Here is a 21,099-nt window from a genome sequence, read left to right as displayed (position 1 = left end):
CGGCGGGCACCGCGGGCCCACCGATCCCGGTGGGGCCCGCGGCCTCCCACTCCTCCCCGTCATCATCGGCACCGCGCCATCGGGGTTCGACCATCTGACCTGAAGGGCGATCGGCCATGAGTACTCGCGAAGTCGTCGTCACCGGCCTCGGAGCCACCACCCCTCTTGGGGGTGACGTCGCCACCACCTGGTCCGCGCTGCTCGAGGGTCGGTCGGGGATCACCTCGCTTCCCGAGGAGTGGCACGACTCACTCCCCGTGCACTTCGGCGGTGTCGCCGCCGTTGACCCTGCCGAGAAACTGGAGCGCCACCGGCTGCGCCGTCTCGACCGGACCCAGCAGTTCTCGCTGGTCGCCGCCCGTGAGGCATGGGCCGACGCCGGCGCTCCCGAGGTTGACCCGTTGCGCCTGGGCGTCGTCGTCTCCAGCGGCATAGGGGGGATCCTCACGATCCTCAACCAGTACGACATCTTCCGCGAGCAGGGCTGGAAGCGCGTCTCGCCGTTCACGGTGCCGATGCTGATGCCCAACAGCCCCGCAGCGGCCGTCGCCCTGGAGTTCACCGCCCGGGCAGGGGCCCACGTCCCGGTGAGCGCGTGCGCCTCCAGCGCCGAGGCGATCGGCGACGCCATCGAGATGATCCGCTCCGGCCGTGCCGATGTCGTGATCGCCGGAGGCACCGAGGCCGCGATCCACCCGCTCAACATCGCCTCGTTCGCTTCCATGCGCGCGCTGTCAACCCGCAACGACGACCCGCAGGCGGCATCGCGCCCCTTCGACGTTGACCGTGACGGCTTCGTCATGGGCGAGGGCGCCGGCATCGTGATCCTGGAGTCCGCCGAGCACGCGGCCGCACGTGGCGCCCGGGTCTACGCGGTGGCCGCCGGCTCCGGCTACACCTGCGACGCCCACGACATCGTGCAGCCCGACCCGGTGGGTGCCGGTGCGGCGCGCGCCATCTCCGCGGCCATCACCGACGCCGGGCTCAGCCCCGACGACATCGTGCACGTCAACGCGCATGCCACGTCCACCCCCGCGGGCGACGTGGCCGAGACCGTCGCCATCCGCAGCGCGCTGGGCGACTCCGTGGCCGACCGGGTCGCGGTCACCTCGACCAAGTCCATGACCGGTCACCTCCTGGGCGGTGCCGGCGCGGTGGAGTCCATCGCCTCGGTTCTGTCCCTGTACAACGGGGTGGTGCCGGCCACGCGCAACCTCCGCGAGATCGATCCCGGTGTCGTGGTCAACATCGTGCGCGACAAGCCGCGCGAGCTCGCTCCCGGCGACGCCGCAGCGGTCAACAACTCCTTCGGCTTCGGGGGGCACAACATCGCCCTGGTCTTCCGCCGGCCGTAACCCCGAACGGTGTCTTCCCCGGTCGCGGGCGGTCCGTGGCGTGCTCGGAAAAACCCGCGGCACGGCGCGGCGCCGCCCACAGCACCCTTTTGTGGCAGCGCGGGCAACGGTGGGGTGGGCGGGAACACCTCCCCCGCCAACCCCACCGTTGTGCACGGGCGATGAGTTCAACACGTCTTCACCGGGGTGTCTTTCGAAGGTTTCCCTGCCCGGAGAGCATGAACGGGTGTCTTTGCCCACGAGTGCCTCCCCCCGCGGCGCGCGGCTCGAAACCGGTCGGGCCGAGCCGCCGACCGCTCGGCTGCGACCGATCGTGGACCTGGACTCCGGAGCGGTGCTCGCCGTGGAGGTCGCCCCGGCCACCGACGCCGGGCAGGGCGACGACGCCGCTGCACTGGGCGAACGGCTCCTGGCGCTGGCCCGCAGCGCGGTGGATCGCGAAAGCCTGCTGCCGCTGGTCCTGCCGGTTCCCGCACGGCTGCTGTGTGCGGGCCGGGAGCCGTTCTCCTTGCTGGAAAGCTGGTTTCGCCGCGCCGGGCGGCGTCCTCGCGACATCACCCTCATGGTGGACGCCGGGCTGCGCGAACTACCGTCCGAGCAGCTGACGCGTGGGGTGGCCGTGCTCCGGGAGCTGGGGTTCCGCTCGGCGCTGGGGACGGCGCGGATCGCGCCGGACCTCCTCGTACGGTCCGCGCCGTTCTTCTTCCGCGTGGACGCGGAGTTGACTGCGGGTGTTCCCGGGGACGAGCGGCTGACCGCGATCGTCGAGGGCATGACCCGTATCGGCCGGGGCGCGGGAAGTTTTCCGTTGGCCGCTGGGGTGTGCTCAACAGCGCAGTTGGTGGGATTGCGCAAGGCGGGGGTCCGATTGGCGCAGGGGCCGGTCTTCGCGCGGGACGACTGGGCGCCCGGCGAACGCGTCGCCCCGATCCCGGACGCGGCGCTGTTGGAGTTGACATCGACCGGTGTCAACGTGGGTCCGCGGGTCTCGGAATTCATGGTCCCGGCGGTGACGATGACGCAGGATGCCACCTCCGAAGAGGTGCTGGAAGCGTTCGGCAACGACTCCGCACTCAGCAGCGTCATCCTCATCGACCACCGGGAACGCCCGGTGGCGGCGCTGGACCGTGCCCGGTTCCTGCTGTCCATCACCGGGCCCTACGGACATGCGCTGCACGCGCGGCGCCCCGCTCAGCGGCTGGCAGGTGCTCCCCGGACGGTTGCGCGCACGGCTCCGGCTCTCGCGGCGCTGCGGTCGGCGGGCACCGAGCGCGAGCGGGTGTACGAGGACCTGATCGCGGTGAACGAGTTCGGCCAGTGCATGGGGGTCGTCCATGTGAGCGATCTGATCCGCAGCCTGTCGAGGGGATGAGGTCGCGCAGGAACGGCCTCCGCAAGGGAGCGCGCTGCGGCCCGGATTCGGGTTGAATACCCGCATGGACCCCCTGGAAGCAGCGATCGATCTGCTGTGGAAGAACCATCCGGACGCGCGGGCGGCCTTTCTGGCGGGCAGTTCCCGTACACCGCGGCGTACCCCGACGTCGGACCTGGACATCGTGGTGATCCTCACCGGCCCCCCCGGCTCCTTACCGCGAAAGCCTGGTCCACCGGGAATGGCCGGTGGAGGTGTTCGCGCACACCGAGGCGTCGTGGCACTCTGCTGCGCGCAGGGAGGCGGCCTCCCGGTGCTCGCCCCTGTTGTCGATGTGTGCCACGGGGGAGCTCCTGATCGACGTCGAGGGCACCGGGGCGTCCATCGCACGCCAGGCGCGCGCTCGCCTTGCGGCTGGCCCCTCCCCCGCCACACCCGGTGAATTGGAGGACGCGCGCTATGCGCTGACCGACCTGGTGGACGACCTGACGGGGTGCACCGACACCGACGAGCGAGGATTCATCGCGGCCGAGACCGTGCGGAGCGGGGCACGGTTGGTGCTGCTGGTGCGGCGGGAGTGGTCGGGAGCGGGCAAGTGGCTGTCCCAGCGGCTGCTGGAGTGCGATCCGGTGGTGCACGCCCGACTGGCACAGGCGCAGCGCCTGGCGAGCACCGGGGATGCCGGCGCTCTTGTGATGGTGGCCACGCAGATCCTGGATCTGGCTGGTGGTCCGCTGCGGTCGGGGTATCGACGCAAGGGGCAACCGGAATCCTGATCCGGAGGGCATGAGCGGACGCTAGTCCTCGTCGGGTGCCAGTTCGGTCATGTCGGGCCGCTTGGGAAGACGGCCGTCACCCGAGGAACGGCCCATCGCCCGGCGACTCAACCAGGGCACCAGATAGTCCACGGCCCACTTGCGGGTCTGACGACGGCGCAGGATCCGCGGGAGCTGGAGGTTGGGTGTCGCCCAGGGGTGGGCCCAGAGTTCACGGCCGCCCATGGGCTGCCCGAGGATCTCGGCGATGCGCGCGGTGACGATCTGGTGGCCCGCCCCGTTGAAGTGCAGGCGATCGGTGCTCCAGGCACGCGGGTCGTTGAGGGCGTTCATCGACCACAGGTTGACGATGTCGCAGTCGTTGCGCTCGGCGATGGCGCGCAGGTGCATGCTGAACACGGCGATACGTCCACGGTAGACCCGCAGCACCGGGATCCAGCCGGTGTCGTAGCCGGAGAGGATGACCACCCGGATACCTGCCTCGCGCAGCCGGCGCACACCGTCGTCGAACTGCTGGGCGAGGCGGTCGAGGTTGGTGTTGGGACGCAGGACGTCGTTGCCGCCGGCGTTGACCGTGACGAGTTCGGGGGCGAACTTCAGTGTCTGCTCCAACTGCTCGCCGAAGATCTGGTGCGATCGGCGGCCCCGTACGGCGAGGTTGGCATATCGGAAGCCCGAGGTGGCAGCGCCCAGGTGCTGGGCCAGGCGATCGGCGAACCCGAGGTAGGAGCCATCAGGATTCGGGTCGTCGAGCCCTTCGGTAATGCTGTCCCCGATGGCGACGTAAGAGCGGATGACCGCGGAGGTCTCCGCCTGCATGCGGTCAGGGGGGTTCATCTCGAGATCAGTCACGTCAACCAATCATGCTGCTTGACACCGACACGCTGAATGACGGGGCCCATGGGGACCACGGAGTGCGTGCCTTGCGTAACACGAGGGTGAATGTGTCAAGCCGAACGGTCGGGGTAAAGCGGACCAGATAAGCATACCGCCGCTGTTCACCGGCGCGTTTGATGAAATGCGGGTTTTGGTCGAGGCATCCGGGAACCGTGCGCACCACTCCCCGGGGATGCCGATTCCGACCCTCGTGCCCTACTCATAAGGAGCGTCCTGCCATGACCACGCCGACCGGCTCGGCCGAAGGCGATTCCGTACCGTTTCCCGTCAACCCGGTGGAGAACGCCCTCGCCGAGGCCATAGAGCGGACCGCCGCCGCCCCCGAGAGCGCGGACGACACCCAGAGCGAGGGCGCGGAGTCGGTGTCGCGCTTCATCGGCGCCCTGCGGGAGGGCTCACTGTGGGTCCCCCTTCCCGAAGGATCCGGCGTCCAGGACGACGGCTCCATCGCGCTGCCGACGCTGGACCTCAAGGGTTCGCCGTTCGTCCCCGTGTTCACCTCCGAGGAGCAGTTGAGCGCGCGCAGTGGAGAACTGCCGTACACGATCATCCCGACCCAGGACCTCGCCGACGTGCTGCCCGGCGACGTGGGGCTGGCCGTGAATCCCGGCAACAAGGCGAGCGTCCCGATCTATCCGGAGACGGTGGCCACCCTGGCCGCCGAGTAGACAGCGACCTCGGGGGTCGGGTGGGGGCCGGTCCGCTGACCGGCCCCCACCCGACGCGTCAATAATGTGACTTCTGCCACAGCAAAAGCGAATGTCGGACGATCATTCCCCACGCCAGAACGAGATCCACTGACCTGCCACTTCACCATCGACTGTCCGTTTTCTCCGCCTTGGGCTACACATAGCGCGCGCACGCCCGTACGATCTGCGAGAGATCAGCACCACGTAAAGTCGAATCAGCATTCAGCTCCGAACGCGATCTCCCGCAAGGCGCAGCCGCCGCATCGAACCCACACGTCCGGCATCCGCGCACGCCCGGGGAGGCGTAGTGTGTAGCGCACAGCCGAATGCCAGTGCCGCTCCCACACGCTCGCGAGCCGTATGCCAGGAGGTCGAGGTCCCCAGCAGATGAACGCCGTCTCCCCGATCTGCCTAACCGACCTCGCCCCGGCTCTTCGCTGGAGCAAGTCAGCCGACATCTCCGAGATCCTGCAGCACACCCGACTCGTGGACGGCTGGTGGCGCTCGCTGCCCCTCCCCCGCGTCCTCGACATCGCCGGGCCCACCTGGCTTGCGCACTGCCTCGCGCGGCTCACCGTGGAACAGTGGGACCACCTCGCCGTCTGCGAATTCCTCCCCACCCTGCGGGCGCTGTCCGTCAACATGGACGAGGTCGCCGAGCCCGTCCGCGGCGCGGTGCTGGCCACAGCCGGCAACTGGGAACAACTCGTCGCGGCCTCCCCCGCAACCATGCGCGAATGGGGCTTCCCCGGCAACTGCGACGTCGTCGAGGTCGTCAGCATGGTCATGTGGCGGGCGGTCCACCCGTTCACCCGCGACCCCAGCGGCGGGCCGACCCCCTCCCCGGCGCTGATGATCGAGGCAGTGCGGACCGTCGCCAACTGGATCCCCGCCTCGGCCCCCGAGCACGTGCACAACGCGCTGGCCTATCTCACCAACGCGACCGGCTCGGACTGCGCGGGCCCCACGACCGATCCCGAGATCTCACCGCAGAGCCCGGCCACCCGCGCCATCCGCACCCTGCGCGCGCTCCGGGCCAACCGGGACGAGGATCTCGCCGAGGAGCGGGCCAACGCGGCTCCCACCCGCTCGGGCCGCTCCGGACGATCCAGTTCGGCCACCGGGGCGACGCCTGCGCTGGCCCGGCGCGGTGGCAGTACCCTTCTGGGCCCGGGCCGCACCCTGCGGCGCCCCGCCTTCGGCCCGCCCAAGGCAATGCGCGGGGAGACCCCGGCCGTTCCCGAAGTCCCCGACATCGCCACCGCGCCGGCCCCCGAACTCGGCCAGTACCCGCTGATCGATCTGCTCGACCGGCTGTTTCGCGAGTGGAACGACCTTGAGCGGCTGGTTGCCGCCGAACGACTGTTCGCCGCCGACCCCACCAGCATCAGGCTGCTCTCGGACCAGCTACGGGTGGAGATCGGCGAGCTCCGCACCGCCCAGCGCACCGTCGAAGAGCGCCTGCTCCATTGGCTCGGCTCGCCTGCCGGCGCGCCCATCGCCAAGCACGTACGCGACGTCTCCGAACAGCTCGGCACCGCCACCACGGTGGATCACCTGATCGGCTCCCACCCCGACCACCCCGTGGACATCCCGTCCCTCGGGATCCCGCTGTGGCGGGTGATCATCACCCTCTTCACCGACCGCCGTCTGGACAACGGATGGCTGCTGTCGGCGGAGACGGGAACGCTGCGCTGGCAGACCCGCCAGGTCGTGGTGGGCCAGCCCAGCATCACCGAGGCCGGGCTCCGCCTGGGCAAGCTCGGGATCAGAGCGCAGGCGCTGCGCGCCTGGCTGCTGAGTACGCCCGGCGTGAGTATCCACGACGGCTACGTTCTGGTCAACGAAACGGTGCCCCTCGACGCCCCCGAGGCGCCCGCCTTCTCCGGACACGCAGCGGTCACCCCCGACTCCCCCGGTTCCACCACCGCGGGCGGCCTGCCGATACGGCGCAGGCCGACGGTTGCCGCACCTCGGCCGGAGCCCGTTCTGGGGGTCTCCACCTCGGCTCGCTGCTTCCGCGCACCGGACGGACGCTGGTGGCACCGGGTGGACGTCAGCGCCGACCAGCTCAACGGCGCACCGGTGACCGTCCCCCCGGGCTACGCCACCCATCTGGGGCTGCAGCCGGGACGGTTGCTGTGCCTGACCGGCCCCGGCGCGGATCTCCTGGTCCTGGTATGGCGGGACCAGCCCGCGTTCGACTCGTTGCGACCGTTGCTGCGCCGCCAGGGGGCCCAGCCCGGCGACCGCGTGTTCATCACCGTCAACGGCGACCGCTTGGACGCCCGGCTGCTGCCCACGGCAGCATTGGGCGACAACGGCTCCATCGGCAAGGCTCTCAACCTGATCGGCTACACCGCGGCTGCGGGAACCGACGAGGCGTTGGAGATCATCGGCCGTCGGATCAGCGAGGACGGCGAGGACAGGACGAACAACAATCCGACGCAACTCATCGAAATGCTGACCAAACGCGGTGACGACGACATCGCGGCCGAATTGCGGTCCACGCTCTACGCCTCGCGCTGAGACGACGAAGAACCGGGTTGCGGGGCGAGAAAGCGCGGTCCACACTGTGCGGACATGAGCGCAGCGCCACTCCACCGCACGGGAACGCCGTGACCGCGGCCGAAACCGGCCGGCACGTCGCTTTCGACGACGACGGTGCCCCGGCACTCAGCTATCTGCGCGACACCCGCGCCGGACTCCCCTGGGCGCATACGGTGCGTCCTTTGGGTCCGGGAACCGTCAACACGATCCTGACCCGGTTGTCCGGCTGGGCCGTGAGCGTCAACCCGCCCCTGGGCGAAGAACTACTGCGACGGGGCGCGATCCCCATGCGCCACGCGCACGACCTCCGTCGCGACCTGCGCCGCGTTGCCTCTCCCCCCGACTGGCGCTCACCCGTCCTGGGCGAAGGAATCCGGATCACACCGTACGACCGCGACATCGACGCGGTGCTGCCCGCGCTCGAAGCCGCCTATCCCCCCGGGCATCCCGACCACCACGCCTGGGACGCCGCGACGAGCCGCTCGCTGTACGAACACCTGCTGTCGGGCGCGGTCCTGGGCCCGTTGCTACCGGCGAGCGGGCTGGCGGTGGATCCCGAGGATCGGGTGCTGGCAGGGGTGCTGGTGTTCGAGCGCGAACCGGACCTGGACTGGGTCGGGGAACTCTTCAAACATCCCCGCGCTCCACGGGGAACAGGCGCGGCTCTTCTGCGCCGCGCCGTGGTGCTGGCCGCCGACCGCGGCACGGCCGAGCTCGGGCTGGCGGTGACCGAGGGCAATCCGGCACGGGGGCTCTACGAGAAGCTGGGCTTCGCCCTGCGCGAGAGCGTGCAGACCGTGGTGGTCCCCTAGCCCCTCCACCGGGGCACTGTTTCGGCGGAGGGCACGAGGGGGCGCCCCGCCCTGTGGCGGGACACCCCCTCGGCATCGTCTCGAACGGTCTCAGACGTTGAAACCGAGCATGCGCAGCTGGTCGCGCCCGTCATCGGTGATCTTGTCCGGACCCCACGGCGGCATCCAGACCCAGTTGATCTTGACCTCGCGGCCGAACTCCTCCAGCGCGCTGTTGGCCTGCTCCTCGAGCACGTCGGTCAGGGGACAGGCGGCGCTGGTCAGGGTCATGTCGATGGTGATGATCTGACCGTTGACGTTGACGCCGTAGATCAGCCCGAGGTCCACGACGTTCACGCCGAGTTCGGGATCGATGACATCCTTCAACGCCTCGATGAGCTCTTCCTGGAGCTCCTGGTTGACCTCGGTGCCCTCACCCGCGTCCTGGACGTTCGGAGCGTCGGTGTCGGGGACCTGGACGGTCTCGTTTCCTGCGGTCATGCGGCGCCCTCCTTCTCTGTTGCCAGTGACTTGGCCGTCGCGTCCTTCCACGCCATCCAGGCGAGCAGGGCGCACTTGATACGGGCCGGGTACTGGGAGACCCCGGCGAAGGCGACGGCGTCTTCCAACACGTCCTCGTCGGGTTCGCCCTGTCCCCTGGACTGCATCAGGGTGGTGAACTCGTCCAGCACGGCCAGTCCCTCGTCAACCGTCTTGCCGATCAGCAGGTCGGCCATGACCGAGGCACTGGCCTGGCTGATGGAGCAGCCCATGCTGTCGTAGGAGACGTCGGCGACCGTGGCCGCGCTGTCGAGCTCGGCCCCCGCGGGATCCAGGGCGACGCGCAGCGTCACCTCGTCCCCGCAGGTCGGGTTGATGTGGTGGCTCTCCGCGTTGAACGGGTCCCGCAAACCCTTGTGGTGAGGGTTGCGGTAGTGGTCCAGGATGATCTCCTGGTACATCGCGTCCAGCTTCATGGTTTCCAAACGCCCCTTCTAGCTTCGGGCCACGCCGAAGAACCGCTGCGCCTCGCGGATACCGTCGGCCAAGGCGTCCACGTCGGCGAAGGAGTTGTAGAGGTAGAACGAGGCGCGGGTGGTGGCGATGACCGAGTAGCGCCGGTGCAGCGGCCACGCGCAGTGGTGCCCCACCCGCACGGCCAGACCGCGATCGTCCAACACCTGCCCCACATCGTGGGGATGAATACCCTCGACCGTGAAGGACACCGCTCCACCACGCCCGTCGGCGTCAGTGGGGCCGATGATGCGCACGCCCTCGATGGAACCCACCTGTTTGAGCGCGTATTCCACGAGCGCGTGCTCATGGGCGGCGACGTTGTCCATTCCGATGGCACTGAGGTAGTCGCACGCAGCGGCCAGCCCGACCGCCTGCGGGGCCATCGGCACGCCGGCCTCGAAACGCTGCGGCGGGTCCGCCCAGGTGGCGCCCTCCATACGCACGACACCGATCATGGAGCCGCCCGAGATGAAGGGCGGCATGCCCGCCAACAGCTCGCGACGGCCCCACAGCACGCCGATCCCGTTGGGCCCGAGCATCTTGTGCCCGGAGAACACCAGGAAGTCGGCGTCGAGTGCGGCGACGTCCACCGGCATGTGCGGTACCGACTGGGCGCCGTCCAGGAGCACCAGCGCACCGACCTCACGGGCGCGGGCGGCGATGGTGGCGACCGGGTTGACGGTGCCCAGCACGTTGGACTGGTGGGCGAGCGCGACCAGCTTGGTGCGCTCGTTGACCAGTTCGTCGAGATCGGACAGATCCAGACGGCCCTCGTCGGTGAGCCCGAACCAGCGCAGGGTCGCCCCGGTGCGCCTGCACAGTTCCTGCCAGGGCACCAGGTTGGCGTGGTGCTCCATCTCGGTGACGACGACCTCGTCGCCTGGCCCGACCACCATGCGGGCGAATTCGTCGCCCGCGGTGGCGGCGTTGCTCATGGCGTAGGCGACGAGGTTGACGGCCTCGGTGGCGTTCTTGGTGAACACCACCTCGTCTGTCTGGGCACCGATGAAGGCCGCGATGGTGGCGCGGGCGGCCTCATAGGCGTCGGTGGCCTCCTCCGCGAGCTGGTGCGCGCCGCGGTGCACCGCCGCGTTGTGGTGTTCGTAGAACTCCCGCTCGGCATCGAGGACCTGCCGGGGTTTCTGCGAGGTCGCCCCGGAGTCGAGATACACCAGCGGACGCTCGTCGCGGACGCTCCGGGCCAGGATCGGAAAATCGGCCCGGATCGCCTCGACGTCCAGCTCGCGTGCGGTCACGGTTAAGCGCCCGCCTTCACGAACCGCTCGTAGCCGTCGGCCTCCAGCACGTCGGCGAGCTCGGGACCGCCGGATTCGGCGATACGGCCGGCCGCGAAGACGTGCACGAAGTCGGGCTTCACGTAGTTGAGGATCCGGGTGTAGTGGGTGATCAGCATGACGCCGACCTCACCGGTGGCCCGGGCGCGGTTGACGCCCTCGGACACGACCTTGAGCGCGTCCACGTCGAGGCCGGAGTCGGTCTCGTCGAGGATGGCCACCTTCGGCTTGAGCAGCTCGAGCTGGAGGATCTCGTGGCGCTTCTTCTCACCGCCGGAGAAGCCCTCGTTGACGCCGCGGGCGGCGAAGGAGGACTCGATGGAGAGGCCGCTCATGGCGCCCTGGAGCTCCTTGGAGAAGGCCCGCAGCTTGGGGGCCTCTCCACGCACGGCGGTGACGGCGCTGCGCAGGAAGTTGGACATGGAGACGCCGGGGACCTCGACCGGGTACTGCATGGCGAGGAACATGCCGGCGCGGGCGCGCTCGTCCACGCTCATCTCCAGGACGCTCTCACCGTCGAGGAGGACGTCGCCGCCGGTGATCTCGTACTTGGGGTGGCCCGCGATGGCGTAGGCGAGAGTGGACTTGCCCGAGCCGTTGGGGCCCATGATGGCGTGGGTCTCACCGGAGTTGATGGTGAGGTCAACGCCCTTGAGGATCTCCTGGCGCTCGTCGGCACCGATGAGGACATCGGCGCGCAGACCGCGAATCTCGAACTTGGTCATCTTATTGATCAGCCTCTAAGAGTTCTTCGTGTTCAACGCGACGAGGACGTCGTCGCCGTCGATCTTCACTACGTACGTGGGTACCGCCTGGGTTGCGGGCGGGTTGATCGGCTTTCCCGTGCGCAGGTCGAAGCACGAACCGTGCAGCCAGCACTCGATGGTGCCGTCCTCGACCTCGCCCTCCGACAGGTTGACCTCGGCGTGGGAGCAGACGTCGCGCAGGGCGTAGACCTGCCCCTCGGAGCGCACGATCGCGACCGGGTTGTCGTCAACCTCCACGGCCAGGGCGCCCTCGTCGGGGAGGTCGCCCAGGCCGCAGGCCCGTACGAAACCGTCGTTACTCATGGAGAGCCAGCTTCTCCTCGACCTCTTCCATGATCCGCTCGCGCAGCTCCGGGACCTCGATGCGGTTGATGAGCTCGGCGAAGTAGCCGCGCAGCACCAGGCGTCGGGCCTCGTCGGCGGGAATTCCGCGCGACTGGAGGTAGAAGAGGTGAATGTCGTCGAGACGGCCGGAGGCACTGGCGTGGCCCGCCCCTTCGACCTCTCCGGTGAAGATCTCCAGGTTGGGAACGGAGTTGACCCGGGTGCCGTCGGTGAGTGCGAGGTTGCGGTTGAGCTCGTAGGAGTCGGTGCCCTCGGTGCCCTCGCCGATGATGACGTCGCCGATCCACACCGCGTGGGCGCCTTCTCCACTGAGCGCGCCCTTGTACTCGACCCGGCTCCGGGTCTTGGACACGTTGTGGTCGATGAGCGAGCGGTGCTCGTGGTGCTGGCCCGGACCGGTGAAGTAGAGGCCGTGCAGCTCGGCGTCGCCGCCGGGGCCGGTGTAGGCGACCTTGGGCGACAGCCGGACGAGGTCGCCGCCCAGCGTGATCACGAAGCTCTTGAAGCGGGCGTCGCGGCCGACCCTGGCGTAGTGGTGCGAGACCTGGACGGCGTCGCGCTCCCAGTCCTGGAGGCTGATGACGTTGAGTCGGGCGCCGTCCTCGACGATGAACTCGACGTTGTCGGCGTAGACGGAGCTTCCGGTGTACTCCAGGACCACGGTGGCGCTGGAGTGGCGCTCGGCACGCACCACGATGTGGCCGTAGGCGTCACCCTGCTCGACACCGGTGGTCGTGACGAACACCGGGGCGTCGGCCTGGACATCCTTTGGCACCGTCACGACGGTGGCGGTGGCGAAGGTGGCGTAGGCCAGGGCGCTGACCCGGTCGGTGGGCAGGAAGGACGTGCCCAGTCGAGCGTCGTCGCGGCCCACTGTCTCAACCGTGACGCCGTCGGGCGCCTTGATGTCAACCGTGACCACGCCGTCGGCGATGTCGCGGCCGTCGTGCAGGCCCCTGAGGCGGCGCAGCGGGGTGAAGCGCCACTCTTCCTCACGCCCGTTGGGCTTGGGGAAGTCGTTCAGGTCGAACGATCCGTGGACGTCGAGTTTGGAAACAGGAAGGTCCCCGCCGTGCGAGTGTTCCTTGATTCCGAGATTGGGGCTGGCCATGATTAGCCGACCGCTCCTTCCATCTGAAGCTCGATGAGCCGGTTCAGTTCCAGCGCGTACTCCATGGGGAGTTCGCGCGCGATGGGCTCGACGAACCCGCGGACGATCATGGCCATGGCCTCGTCCTCGTCCATCCCACGGCTCATGAGGTAGAAGAGCTGGTCCTCACTGACCTTGGAGACGGTGGCCTCGTGGCCCATCTCCACGTCGTCCTCGCGCAGGTCCACGTAGGGGTAGGTGTCGGAGCGGCTGATCGTGTCGATCAGGAGCGCGTCGCACTTGACCGTGGACTTGGAGTGCTCCGCACCCTCCTGGACCTGGACCAGACCGCGGTAGGAGGCACGTCCCCCGCCACGGGCCACCGACTTGGAGATGATGGTGGACGAGGTGTTGGGCGCGCAGTGCACCATCTTGGACCCGGTGTCCTGGTGCTGGCCCTCGCCGGCGAAGGCGATGGACAGCGTCTCGCCCTTGGCGTGCTCGCCCATGAGGTAGACAGCCGGGTACTTCATGGTGACCTGGGAGCCGATGTTGCCGTCAATCCACTCCATGGTGGCGCCCTCGTAGGCCACGGCGCGCTTGGTGACCAGGTTGAAGACGTTGTTCGACCAGTTCTGGATGGTCGTGTAACGGCAGCGGGCGTTCTTCTTGACGATGATCTCCACGACCGCGGAGTGCAGCGAGTCCGACTTGTAGATCGGTGCGGTACAGCCCTCGACGTAGTGGACGTAGGCGCCCTCGTTGACGATGATCAGCGTCCGCTCGAACTGGCCCATGTTCTCGGTGTTGATCCGGAAGTAGGCCTGGAGCGGGATCTCGACGTTGACGTTCGGCGGCACGTAGATGAACGAGCCACCGCTCCACACGGCCGTGTTGAGCGCGGCGAACTTGTTGTCGCCGGGGGGGATCACCGTGCCGAAGTACTCCTGGAAGAGCTCGGGGTGCTCCTTCAGGGCGGTGTCGGTGTCCAGGAAGATGACGCCCTGCTCCTCCAGGTCCTCACGGATCTGGTGGTAGACGACCTCGGACTCGTACTGCGCGGCGACACCGGCGACCAGGCGCTGCTTCTCGGCCTCGGGGATGCCGAGCTTGTCATAGGTGTTCTTGATGTCCTCGGGCAGGTCCTCCCACGAGGTGGCCTGCTTCTCCGTGGAGCGCACGAAGTACTTGATGTTGTCGAAGTCGATCTTCGAGAGGTCGGCGCCCCAGGCCGGCATGGGCTTCTTGTCGAAGAGCTTGAGGGACTTCAGGCGCAGGTCGCGCATCCACTCCGGCTCGCTCTTCTTGCCGGAGATGTCGAGGACGACATCCTTGTTGAGGCCTCGGCGCGCGGAGGCGCCGGCCACGTCGGAGTCGGCCCAGCCGTACTCATAGGTGCCGAGCCCTTCGAGCTCGGGGTGCGCGATAGACGTCATTACGCGGATCCTCCTGGACGGGACGTCCTGTTTTGGCGTTGCCCCTCGGCGTTCCGCTCGGGGCGGGCGCCGGCGTGGGCACTGGTACTGATGTCGCGGGGACTGACGTGCGTGGTGCAGACACCGTCGCCGTGAGCGATGGTGGCCAGGCGCCGCACCGGTGTGCCCAGCAGCCGCGAGAACGCCTCGACCTCGGCGTCGCACAGCTCCGGGAACTCCGCTGCCACGTGGGCGACCGGGCAGTGATGCTGGCACAGCTGCTCTCCGCCGCCGGGCACGGGGGCCTTTGTGGCCGAGGCCGCGTAGCCGTCGGCCGACAGTGCCTCTGCGAGCAGCCGGATCCGCTGTTGCGGAGGGACGGCGGCGAGCAGAGGACGGTAGCGGCGTTCGAGGTCGGCCACCTGACGGTGGGCGAACTCGGCGACTGCCTCGGGACCGGCTTTCTCGGCGAGGAAGCGCAGTGCGCTGGAGGCGAGGTCGTCGTAGCCGTGGACGAAGGCGTCGCGCCCCGCACCCGTGAGCGCGAAGACGCGGGCGGGACGGCCTCTGCCCCGGCGCCCCATAGGGCGGGCGTCGCGGGCCTCGACCATTCCTTCGGCCATGAGATTGTCGAGATGGCGGCGGATCGCGGCGGGCGTCAGTCCGAGCCGCTCGCCCAGCATGGACGCCGTGATCGGACCATGTTCGAGAATGAGGCGGGCGACCCGGGCGCGCGTGCCGGTCTCGGCACCGAGCTCGGGCACAGCGTGCGCGCGGGACGTGCCCGATACGGCCGTCCCGTCTGCTCGCTGATGATCGCCCATGTATTTCACAACATCAGTGTGGCTTAATTAAGTCCCCTTCGGCAAACCGTGACCGATGCCATAGATCACGCAGGTTAGCCTTGCCTAACAGGCGTTTCGCGGCAATGAAACGTGCCACACGGCCAACCGGGATGAAGACACGGGCGCACAATATCCATTATTTGAGACTCCAGTCTCAAATAATGGAAGGGAAATCGATGGTCCCGACTGTGCGACACGACGGCCCCGGGGGCGACGGCCCCTGCTGCGCGACGTCGCCGACACGGGCCGGTGCACCCCACGTGCGGTGCCGTCCTACACTTTCGGTCATGGACACAGCCGCGGTCGAGGTAACCGACTTGGTCAAACGCTATGGCGACACCACCGCCGTGGCCGGCGTGTCCTTCTGTGCACCGCGTGGGGCCGTGACCGCTCTCCTGGGGCCCAACGGTGCCGGCAAGACCTCCACCATCGAGATTTGCGAAGGGTTTCGGCGCGGTGACGCCGGCCGGGTCCGCGTCCTCGGACTCGACCCGATCGGCGACGCGCGCACCCTCAAACCCAAGGTCGGGGTCATGTTGCAGTCGGGTGGGGTACCGACCGGCGCACGCGCCGGCGAGTGGCTGCGGTTGATGGCCTCCTTCCACGCCGCTCCCGTCCCTCCCGACCTCCTCCTGGAACGTCTGGGGTTGACATCGGCGGCGCGTACCCCGTTTCGCCGGCTGTCGGGCGGCCAGCAGCAGCGGCTCTCCCTTGCCGCCGCGGTGATCGGCCGCCCCGAACTGGTCTTCTTGGACGAGCCCACCGCCGGGTTGGACCCCCAGGCCAGGATGGCGGCCTGGGACCTGGTCACCGAGCTGCGGGCCTCCGGAGTGGGGGTCGTACTGACCACCCACTACATGGAGGAGGCCGAACGCCTGGCCGACCGCGTGGTGATCATCGATCGCGGTCGCGTGGTCGCCGACGGCCCGACCGGCGACCTCACCGACGCCGACCACGAACTGCGTTTCCGCGCCTCCCCCGGCCTGGACTCCACGTCCCTGCTGCGGGCCCTGCCCGGACGGTGCGGTGTGGAGGAGCATTCCGGCGGCCAGTACGTCGTCACCACCACCGAGCCGGGCGGAGTGGACCCCGGTTTCCTGGCCACCGTGACCACCTGGTGCGCGGCCAACGACATCCTGCCCGAGGACCTGCGCATCCAACGGCGCACCCTCGAAGACGTCTTCCTCGAACTCACCGGTCGGGACCTGCGCGAATCATGACTTCCTCTCCTTCCTTCGTCGAACCCGGAACCTTCACCCCCCGCCCCGGTGCGGCACCACTGAACCGCCTGATCCTGGCCCAGGCCGGAATGGAACTGCGGGTACTGCTGCGCAACGGCGAGCAACTGCTGCTGACCATGGTGATCCCGGTCCTGCTGCTGATCGGGTTCAGCACCACCTCCCTACTGGACCTCGGCGACGGGCCCCGAGTGGACTTCCTGGCCCCCGGCATCATCGCGCTGGCGGTGATGTCCACCGCCTTCACCGGCCAGGCGATCGGCACCGGCTTCGAGCGGCGCTACGGCGTGCTCAAACGTCTCGGAGCCACCCCGCTGTCCCGGCTGGGCCTGTTGGGCGCCAAGACGATGGCGGTACTGGCCGTTCAGGCAATCCAGGTGGCGATGCTCTCCGGGGTGGCACTGGCCCTGGGATGGCGTCCCTCCGGCGGCCTGGGCGCGATCCTCGCGTCGGTCGTGCTACTGGTGCTGGCCACCGCGGCGTTCAGCTCGCTGGCGCTGCTGATGGCCGGAACCCTGCGCGCCGAGGCGACCCTGGCCGCGGCCAACCTGGTCTACGTGGTACTGCTCGGCCTGGGCGGCGTCGTCTTCCCGGTCAACCGCTACCCGAGCGCCGTGCAACCGGTGGTGGAGGCGCTCCCGATCACCGCTCTGGCCTCGGGCCTGCGAGCGGTGCTCACCGGCGGCGCGGCCTTCCCCGTCCTTCCCGCGCTGGTCCTCCTCGTCTGGGCACTCGTGGGTACGGTCCTGGCGACCCGCTTCTTCCAGTGGGACTAGCCACGGCCCGGACCTAGACTGCTGCGGATGGAATCCCTCGGTGTCCCCTGGTTCGTACTCGTGCGTCAGCTCGGGCCACCCGCCGTACTGCTGGTCGTCGGGATCGGCCTCACCCTGTGGCGACGCCCCGCACGCGGAGGCCTGGTCACCGTGGCGCTGGTTGTCAACCTGCTGGCAGCGGCGTTGCCCTTCGTCTGGATCCTCCTCCAGGTCGGCGCGGACCTGGGCACCCAGACCTGGGCCGGTCTGGTGACGCTGCTGGTACAGCCGCTGGTCACCTTCACCGCCTGGATGCTGTTGCTGATCGCTGTCCTGTCGGCGCCGCCGCGCACGAAGGCCGGGCCGGCGCCGCTGGGCGAGGGAACCGGGACCGTCACCGGTCCGGCCGACAGGCGCGATACCCAGTGGCTTCCGGGGCGGTGATCCGCCGCACGCAGGGCAGGGCTACCGCTTCTCCTGCCCGGTCTCCGGGCCGAGGCCGGTGGGACGCCCCGGACCGGCGAGGCCCGTTCCGGGATAGGTCCCGCTGGGGGTGACGACGGTGCCCGCCCGACCCGCCACGATCTCCGCGGCGTCGGCGAGCGAACCGATCGCGGCCGTTCCCCCGGTGAGCTCGGTGAACCGGCAGGCCGCCTCGGCCTTGGGCCCCATGGAGCCGGCCGGAAGGTCCAGCGCGGCCAGTTCCGCGGGTGTGGCGTTGGCGATACCGCGTTCCTCGGGGGTGCCGTAGTCGACCATGACCTGTGCGACATCGGTGAGCAGGAGGAGGATGTCGGCTTCCAGTGCCTCGGCCGGCAATGCGGCGGTCAGGTCCTTGTCGACCACCGCCTCGACCCCGGCGAGGTGCCCCTGCTCGTTGCGGATGACCGGAACGCCACCTCCCCCGCCGCAGACCGCGATGGCCCCCGAGTCCAGCAGGAGTCGGATCAGCCGGGTCTCCACCACGCGCCGGGGACGCGGGGAGGGGACGACGCGGCGCCACCGGTCGCCGTCCGGCTTGACCACCCAGCCGCGCTCCGCGGCAAGCCGTCGGGCCTCCGCCCGGTCGTAGACCGGACCGACGAACTTGGTCGGGTCGCGAAACGCCGGGTCCCCCCGCGCGACCAGGGTCTGATTGATCAGTGCAGCCACTTGACGACCGGGCAGCGCGTTCTGCAGCGCCTGCAACAACCAGTAGCCGATCATGCCCTGGGTCTGGGTGCCCAGGACATCGAAGGGATAGGGGTGGGCGAGCGAGTGGTCGGCAGCACTCTCCAACGCGAGGATCCCCACCTGCGGACTGTTGCCGTGTGTGACGACCAGCTCGTTGTCGGCGGCCAGCGGTGCCAGCGCGCGCACCGCGGCGGCCACGTTCGGCGTCGGGGCGCTGGCCGCGCCGTAGGAGCGCGTTGCCCCCGAGCGCCGCGACTACTCGCATCGCGGACTAGCTCCCCAGGGTGGCGACCATGACGGCCTTGATCGTGTGCATCCGGTTCTCCGCCTGGTCGAAGACGATGGAGGCGGGCGACTCGAAGACCTCGTCGGTGACTTCCAGTGCCGCCATGCCGGTCCGTTGGAAGATCTCCTCGCCGAGCGCGGTGCCACGGTCGTGGAAGGCCGGCAGGCAGTGCATGAACTTGACGTCGGGGTTGTTGGTGGCCTTGAGCGCCGCCATGTTGACCTGGTAGGGCGTGAGCAGCGCGATGCGCTCGTCCCACACCTCGGCGGGCTCGCCCATCGACACCCACACGTCGGTGTAGACGAAGTCCGCGCCGGCCAGGCCGGCGGCGATGTCGTCGGTGAAGGTGACCGTGGCCCCGGTCAACTCGGCGATCTCGCGTGCCGGCCGGGCCACCGTCTCCTCGTCCGGCCACAGTTGCCTGGGGGCGACCATGCGGACGTCCATGCCCAGGAGCGCTCCGGTCACGGTCAACGAATTGCCGAGGTTGTTGCGGGCGTCGCCCATGTAGGCGAACGTGACCTCGCCGATCGGCTTGTCGGTGTGCTCGGTGATGGTGAGGAAATCGGCGAGCATCTGGGTGGGATGCCACTCGTCGGTGAGACCGTTCCAGACGGGAACGCCCGAGTACTCGGCCAGTTCCTCCACCAGGGCCTGCTTGGATCCGCGGTACTCGATGCCGTCGTACATCCGGCCGAGGACACGCGCGGTGTCCTTCATCGACTCCTTGTGCCCGATCTGGGAGCCGGCAGGGTCCAGGTAGGTGACGTGGGCGCCCTGATCATGGGCGGCCACCTCGAAGGCGCAGCGGGTCCGGGTGGAGCTCTTCTCGAAGATCAGGGCGATGTTCTTGCCCGCGAGGCGCTGGCGCTCGGTACCGGCGTACTTGGCCGCCTTGAGGTCGCGCGAGAGCGCGAGCAGGAAGGCGATCTCCTGGGGGGTGAAGTCGAGTTCCTTCACGAAACTGCGGTTGCGCAGGTTGAACGCCATTGCGGCTTCCCTCTCCGTGTCTGCCCGTTGCCGGGCGGGTTCGCGCCCCCGACAGCGGGCGCCTCAGTCGTTGCGAACGGGTGCACTCGGCACCATCTGGAAAAACATACATAGATTCGCATATGCATGCGAAATGGTTTCCAGTGGGCTACGCATCACGTTCGATCGGACAGGTCATACAGTGCGGCCCGCCTCGACCGCGTCCGAGTTCGCTGCCCTGCACGGTGATGACCTCGATACCGTTCCTGCGCAGATAGGTGTTGGAAGTGACGTTGCGCTCGTAGGAGAGCACGACGCCCGGCTCGACGGCGAAGACGTTGCAGCCGTCGTCCCACTGCTCGCGTTCGGAGGAGAAGACGTCCTGGGTGGGGGTGAGCACCTTGATGTCGTCCACTCCGGCAGCGGCGGCGATCGCACGGTGCATGTCCTCGGGAGCATGGTCGGTGACCTTGAGCTCCTTGTCGTTGTCGCCGGGCTCGATCGTGTACGAGGGAAGCATTCCCAGACCGGCGTACTTGGTGAACACTCCGTAGTTGACGTTGGTCATGACGGTGTCCAGATGCATGACGGCACGGGCCTTTGGCATGTCGATCCCCAGGATGCGCCGGGCTCCGCCCCGGGAGAACAGCTCCCTGGCCAGTAGCTCCACCGACTGCGACTGGGTGCGCTCACTGATACCGATCAGCACCGAGTCATTGCCGATGGGCATGACGTCGCCGCCCTCGATGGTCGCCGGCGCATTGGCCTGACCGGGATTCCAGATCTCGAACTCCGCCCGGGCGAACAACGGGTGCCACCGGTAGATCGCCTCGTAGTGGTTGGTCTCACGCATACGCGCTCTCTTGCGCATCGGATTGATGGACACTCCGTGGTAGAGCCAACAGGAGGTGTCGCGGGTGAACAGGTGGTTGGGCAGGGGCGGGAGCACGAAGTCGTCGGGCTTGAGGGTGTGGAACCACACGGAGGACGGCACCTGCGCCCGTTCCAGCAGTTCGCGCTTGGTGATGCCACCGATGAGGAAACGCCGCAGGGTCGGGGAGTCCATCACGTCGAAACAGTTGCGGATGGCGTCGATGGCCAACGGACCGTAGAAGCGCTCGTCCAGCGCGTGGTCGAGGATGTGGGACCTTGCCTCGGGCAGGTCCAGGACCGTCTGGAGCAGTTCGTGGAAGACGTGCACGGTGACGCCGCGATCGCGCAGGGCGTCGGCAAAGGCGTCGTGCTCCTCGCGGGCCCGGCCGACCCACAGCACGTCGTCGAAGAGCAGGTCATCCTTGTTGCTGGGGGTGAGCCGCTTCAGCTCCAGGTCGGGACGGTGCACGATGACCTGGCGCAATCGTCCTACCTCGGACGCGACGGAAAAGGCCATGACTCCTCGGTTTCTGTTGCTGGACGGCCCCTCACGGGGCCCGGAGACGCCGGACGCGGTGACCACGGAACGGCAGGCAGGGAC

At 68.7% G+C, this 21,099-nt stretch carries 21 protein-coding genes; 9 read left to right on the top strand and 12 right to left on the bottom strand.

What is annotated here, in order from left to right:
• Nucleotides 1-116: 116 nt before the first annotated feature.
• The 3 genes from fabF (at nucleotide 117) to AC0VYP_RS07685 (ending at nucleotide 3,503) form a co-directional block, all read left to right on the top strand.
• Nucleotides 117-1,355 (top strand): beta-ketoacyl-ACP synthase II, encoded by a 1,239-nt coding sequence (gene fabF / locus AC0VYP_RS07695; RefSeq protein WP_475473205.1) that lies wholly within the window; start codon nucleotides 117-119, stop codon nucleotides 1,353-1,355.
• A 226-nt stretch (nucleotides 1,356-1,581) separates the two neighbouring features.
• Complete coding sequence (locus tag AC0VYP_RS07690) at nucleotides 1,582-2,727, top strand: EAL domain-containing protein (protein WP_475473204.1); 1,146 nt, start codon at nucleotides 1,582-1,584, stop codon at nucleotides 2,725-2,727.
• 248 nt (nucleotides 2,728-2,975) lie between these two features.
• A complete protein-coding gene (locus tag AC0VYP_RS07685) occupies nucleotides 2,976-3,503 on the top strand; it encodes a hypothetical protein (protein ID WP_475473203.1) in 528 nt (175 codons plus the stop codon).
• Between the two features lie 21 nt (nucleotides 3,504-3,524).
• Here AC0VYP_RS07685 and AC0VYP_RS07680 read toward each other — a convergent pair whose 3' ends face one another.
• A complete protein-coding gene (locus AC0VYP_RS07680; protein WP_475473202.1) occupies nucleotides 3,525-4,355 on the bottom strand; it encodes an SGNH/GDSL hydrolase family protein in 831 nt (276 codons plus the stop codon).
• Between the two features lie 263 nt (nucleotides 4,356-4,618).
• On the opposite strand from AC0VYP_RS07680, the gene AC0VYP_RS07675 reads away from it, so the two are divergent.
• The 3 genes from AC0VYP_RS07675 to AC0VYP_RS07665 all read left to right on the top strand — a co-directional run bounded on the left by AC0VYP_RS07675 (nucleotide 4,619) and on the right by AC0VYP_RS07665 (nucleotide 8,451).
• Nucleotides 4,619-5,068: an SseB family protein gene (locus AC0VYP_RS07675; protein ID WP_475473201.1), complete on the top strand. Its 450-nt coding sequence runs from the start codon at nucleotides 4,619-4,621 to the stop codon at nucleotides 5,066-5,068.
• 408 nt (nucleotides 5,069-5,476) lie between these two features.
• Nucleotides 5,477-7,618, top strand: coding sequence for a hypothetical protein (locus AC0VYP_RS07670; RefSeq protein ID WP_475473200.1), 2,142 nt, complete (start codon nucleotides 5,477-5,479; stop codon nucleotides 7,616-7,618).
• A gap of 89 nt (nucleotides 7,619-7,707) precedes the next feature.
• The gene (locus AC0VYP_RS07665) at nucleotides 7,708-8,451 is read left to right on the top strand and encodes a GNAT family N-acetyltransferase (RefSeq protein ID WP_475473199.1); all 744 of its coding nucleotides are present in this window, start codon (nucleotides 7,708-7,710) and stop codon (nucleotides 8,449-8,451) included.
• Between the two features lie 90 nt (nucleotides 8,452-8,541).
• Here the strand turns inward: AC0VYP_RS07665 and AC0VYP_RS07660 are convergent, their stop codons facing one another.
• Genes AC0VYP_RS07660 through AC0VYP_RS07625 form a run of 8 tightly spaced genes read right to left on the bottom strand, consistent with a single transcriptional unit; the run spans nucleotide 8,542 to nucleotide 15,183 of the window.
• Nucleotides 8,542-8,931: a metal-sulfur cluster assembly factor gene (locus tag AC0VYP_RS07660; RefSeq protein WP_475473198.1), complete on the bottom strand. Its 390-nt coding sequence runs from the start codon at nucleotides 8,929-8,931 to the stop codon at nucleotides 8,542-8,544.
• Nucleotides 8,928-9,407 (bottom strand): Fe-S cluster assembly sulfur transfer protein SufU, encoded by a 480-nt coding sequence (sufU, locus tag AC0VYP_RS07655; RefSeq protein WP_285761103.1) that lies wholly within the window; start codon nucleotides 9,405-9,407, stop codon nucleotides 8,928-8,930. The genes AC0VYP_RS07660 and sufU overlap by 4 nt, the downstream gene beginning before the upstream one ends.
• An 18-nt stretch (nucleotides 9,408-9,425) precedes the next feature.
• The gene (locus AC0VYP_RS07650; RefSeq protein ID WP_285761021.1) at nucleotides 9,426-10,703 is read right to left on the bottom strand and encodes a cysteine desulfurase; all 1,278 of its coding nucleotides are present in this window, start codon (nucleotides 10,701-10,703) and stop codon (nucleotides 9,426-9,428) included.
• A gap of 2 nt (nucleotides 10,704-10,705) precedes the next feature.
• Nucleotides 10,706-11,467 (bottom strand): Fe-S cluster assembly ATPase SufC, encoded by a 762-nt coding sequence (gene sufC, locus AC0VYP_RS07645; RefSeq protein ID WP_285761020.1) that lies wholly within the window; start codon nucleotides 11,465-11,467, stop codon nucleotides 10,706-10,708.
• Between the two features lie 15 nt (nucleotides 11,468-11,482).
• Nucleotides 11,483-11,812, bottom strand: coding sequence for a non-heme iron oxygenase ferredoxin subunit (locus AC0VYP_RS07640; protein WP_285761019.1), 330 nt, complete (start codon nucleotides 11,810-11,812; stop codon nucleotides 11,483-11,485).
• Entirely contained in the window at nucleotides 11,805-12,965 is a 1,161-nt protein-coding gene (gene sufD / locus AC0VYP_RS07635; RefSeq protein ID WP_475473196.1) for a Fe-S cluster assembly protein SufD, read from the bottom strand. Before sufD ends, AC0VYP_RS07640 begins: the two co-directional genes overlap by 8 nt.
• A 2-nt stretch (nucleotides 12,966-12,967) precedes the next feature.
• Entirely contained in the window at nucleotides 12,968-14,380 is a 1,413-nt protein-coding gene (sufB, locus tag AC0VYP_RS07630; RefSeq protein WP_475473195.1) for a Fe-S cluster assembly protein SufB, read from the bottom strand.
• Complete coding sequence (locus AC0VYP_RS07625; protein WP_285761016.1) at nucleotides 14,380-15,183, bottom strand: helix-turn-helix transcriptional regulator; 804 nt, start codon at nucleotides 15,181-15,183, stop codon at nucleotides 14,380-14,382. The genes sufB and AC0VYP_RS07625 overlap by 1 nt, the downstream gene beginning before the upstream one ends.
• A 308-nt stretch (nucleotides 15,184-15,491) precedes the next feature.
• Between AC0VYP_RS07625 and AC0VYP_RS07620 the strand changes: the two genes are divergently transcribed.
• Genes AC0VYP_RS07620 through AC0VYP_RS07610 form a run of 3 tightly spaced genes read left to right on the top strand, consistent with a single transcriptional unit; the run spans nucleotide 15,492 to nucleotide 17,641 of the window.
• Nucleotides 15,492-16,424 (top strand): ABC transporter ATP-binding protein, encoded by a 933-nt coding sequence (locus tag AC0VYP_RS07620; RefSeq protein ID WP_285761015.1) that lies wholly within the window; start codon nucleotides 15,492-15,494, stop codon nucleotides 16,422-16,424.
• Nucleotides 16,421-17,218 (top strand): ABC transporter permease, encoded by a 798-nt coding sequence (locus AC0VYP_RS07615; protein ID WP_475473193.1) that lies wholly within the window; start codon nucleotides 16,421-16,423, stop codon nucleotides 17,216-17,218. Before AC0VYP_RS07620 ends, AC0VYP_RS07615 begins: the two co-directional genes overlap by 4 nt.
• A 27-nt stretch (nucleotides 17,219-17,245) precedes the next feature.
• The gene (locus AC0VYP_RS07610) at nucleotides 17,246-17,641 is read left to right on the top strand and encodes a hypothetical protein (RefSeq protein WP_475473192.1); all 396 of its coding nucleotides are present in this window, start codon (nucleotides 17,246-17,248) and stop codon (nucleotides 17,639-17,641) included.
• Nucleotides 17,642-17,662: 21 nt separating this feature from the next.
• On the opposite strand, the gene AC0VYP_RS07605 is transcribed toward AC0VYP_RS07610, so the two are convergent.
• The 3 genes from AC0VYP_RS07605 to AC0VYP_RS07595 all read right to left on the bottom strand — a co-directional run bounded on the left by AC0VYP_RS07605 (nucleotide 17,663) and on the right by AC0VYP_RS07595 (nucleotide 21,015).
• Nucleotides 17,663-18,556: a carbamate kinase gene (locus AC0VYP_RS07605; RefSeq protein ID WP_475473190.1), complete on the bottom strand. Its 894-nt coding sequence runs from the start codon at nucleotides 18,554-18,556 to the stop codon at nucleotides 17,663-17,665.
• An 85-nt stretch (nucleotides 18,557-18,641) separates the two neighbouring features.
• Nucleotides 18,642-19,646, bottom strand: a complete 1,005-nt coding sequence (gene argF, locus AC0VYP_RS07600) for an ornithine carbamoyltransferase (protein ID WP_475473189.1) — start codon at nucleotides 19,644-19,646, stop codon at nucleotides 18,642-18,644.
• 148 nt (nucleotides 19,647-19,794) lie between these two features.
• Nucleotides 19,795-21,015 (bottom strand): arginine deiminase, encoded by a 1,221-nt coding sequence (locus AC0VYP_RS07595; RefSeq protein ID WP_475473188.1) that lies wholly within the window; start codon nucleotides 21,013-21,015, stop codon nucleotides 19,795-19,797.
• Nucleotides 21,016-21,099: the final 84 nt, after the last annotated feature.

The organism is Nocardiopsis sp. iso_186 (assembly GCF_056173365.1).
This window is presented reverse-complemented; position numbering and strand designations above follow the sequence as displayed.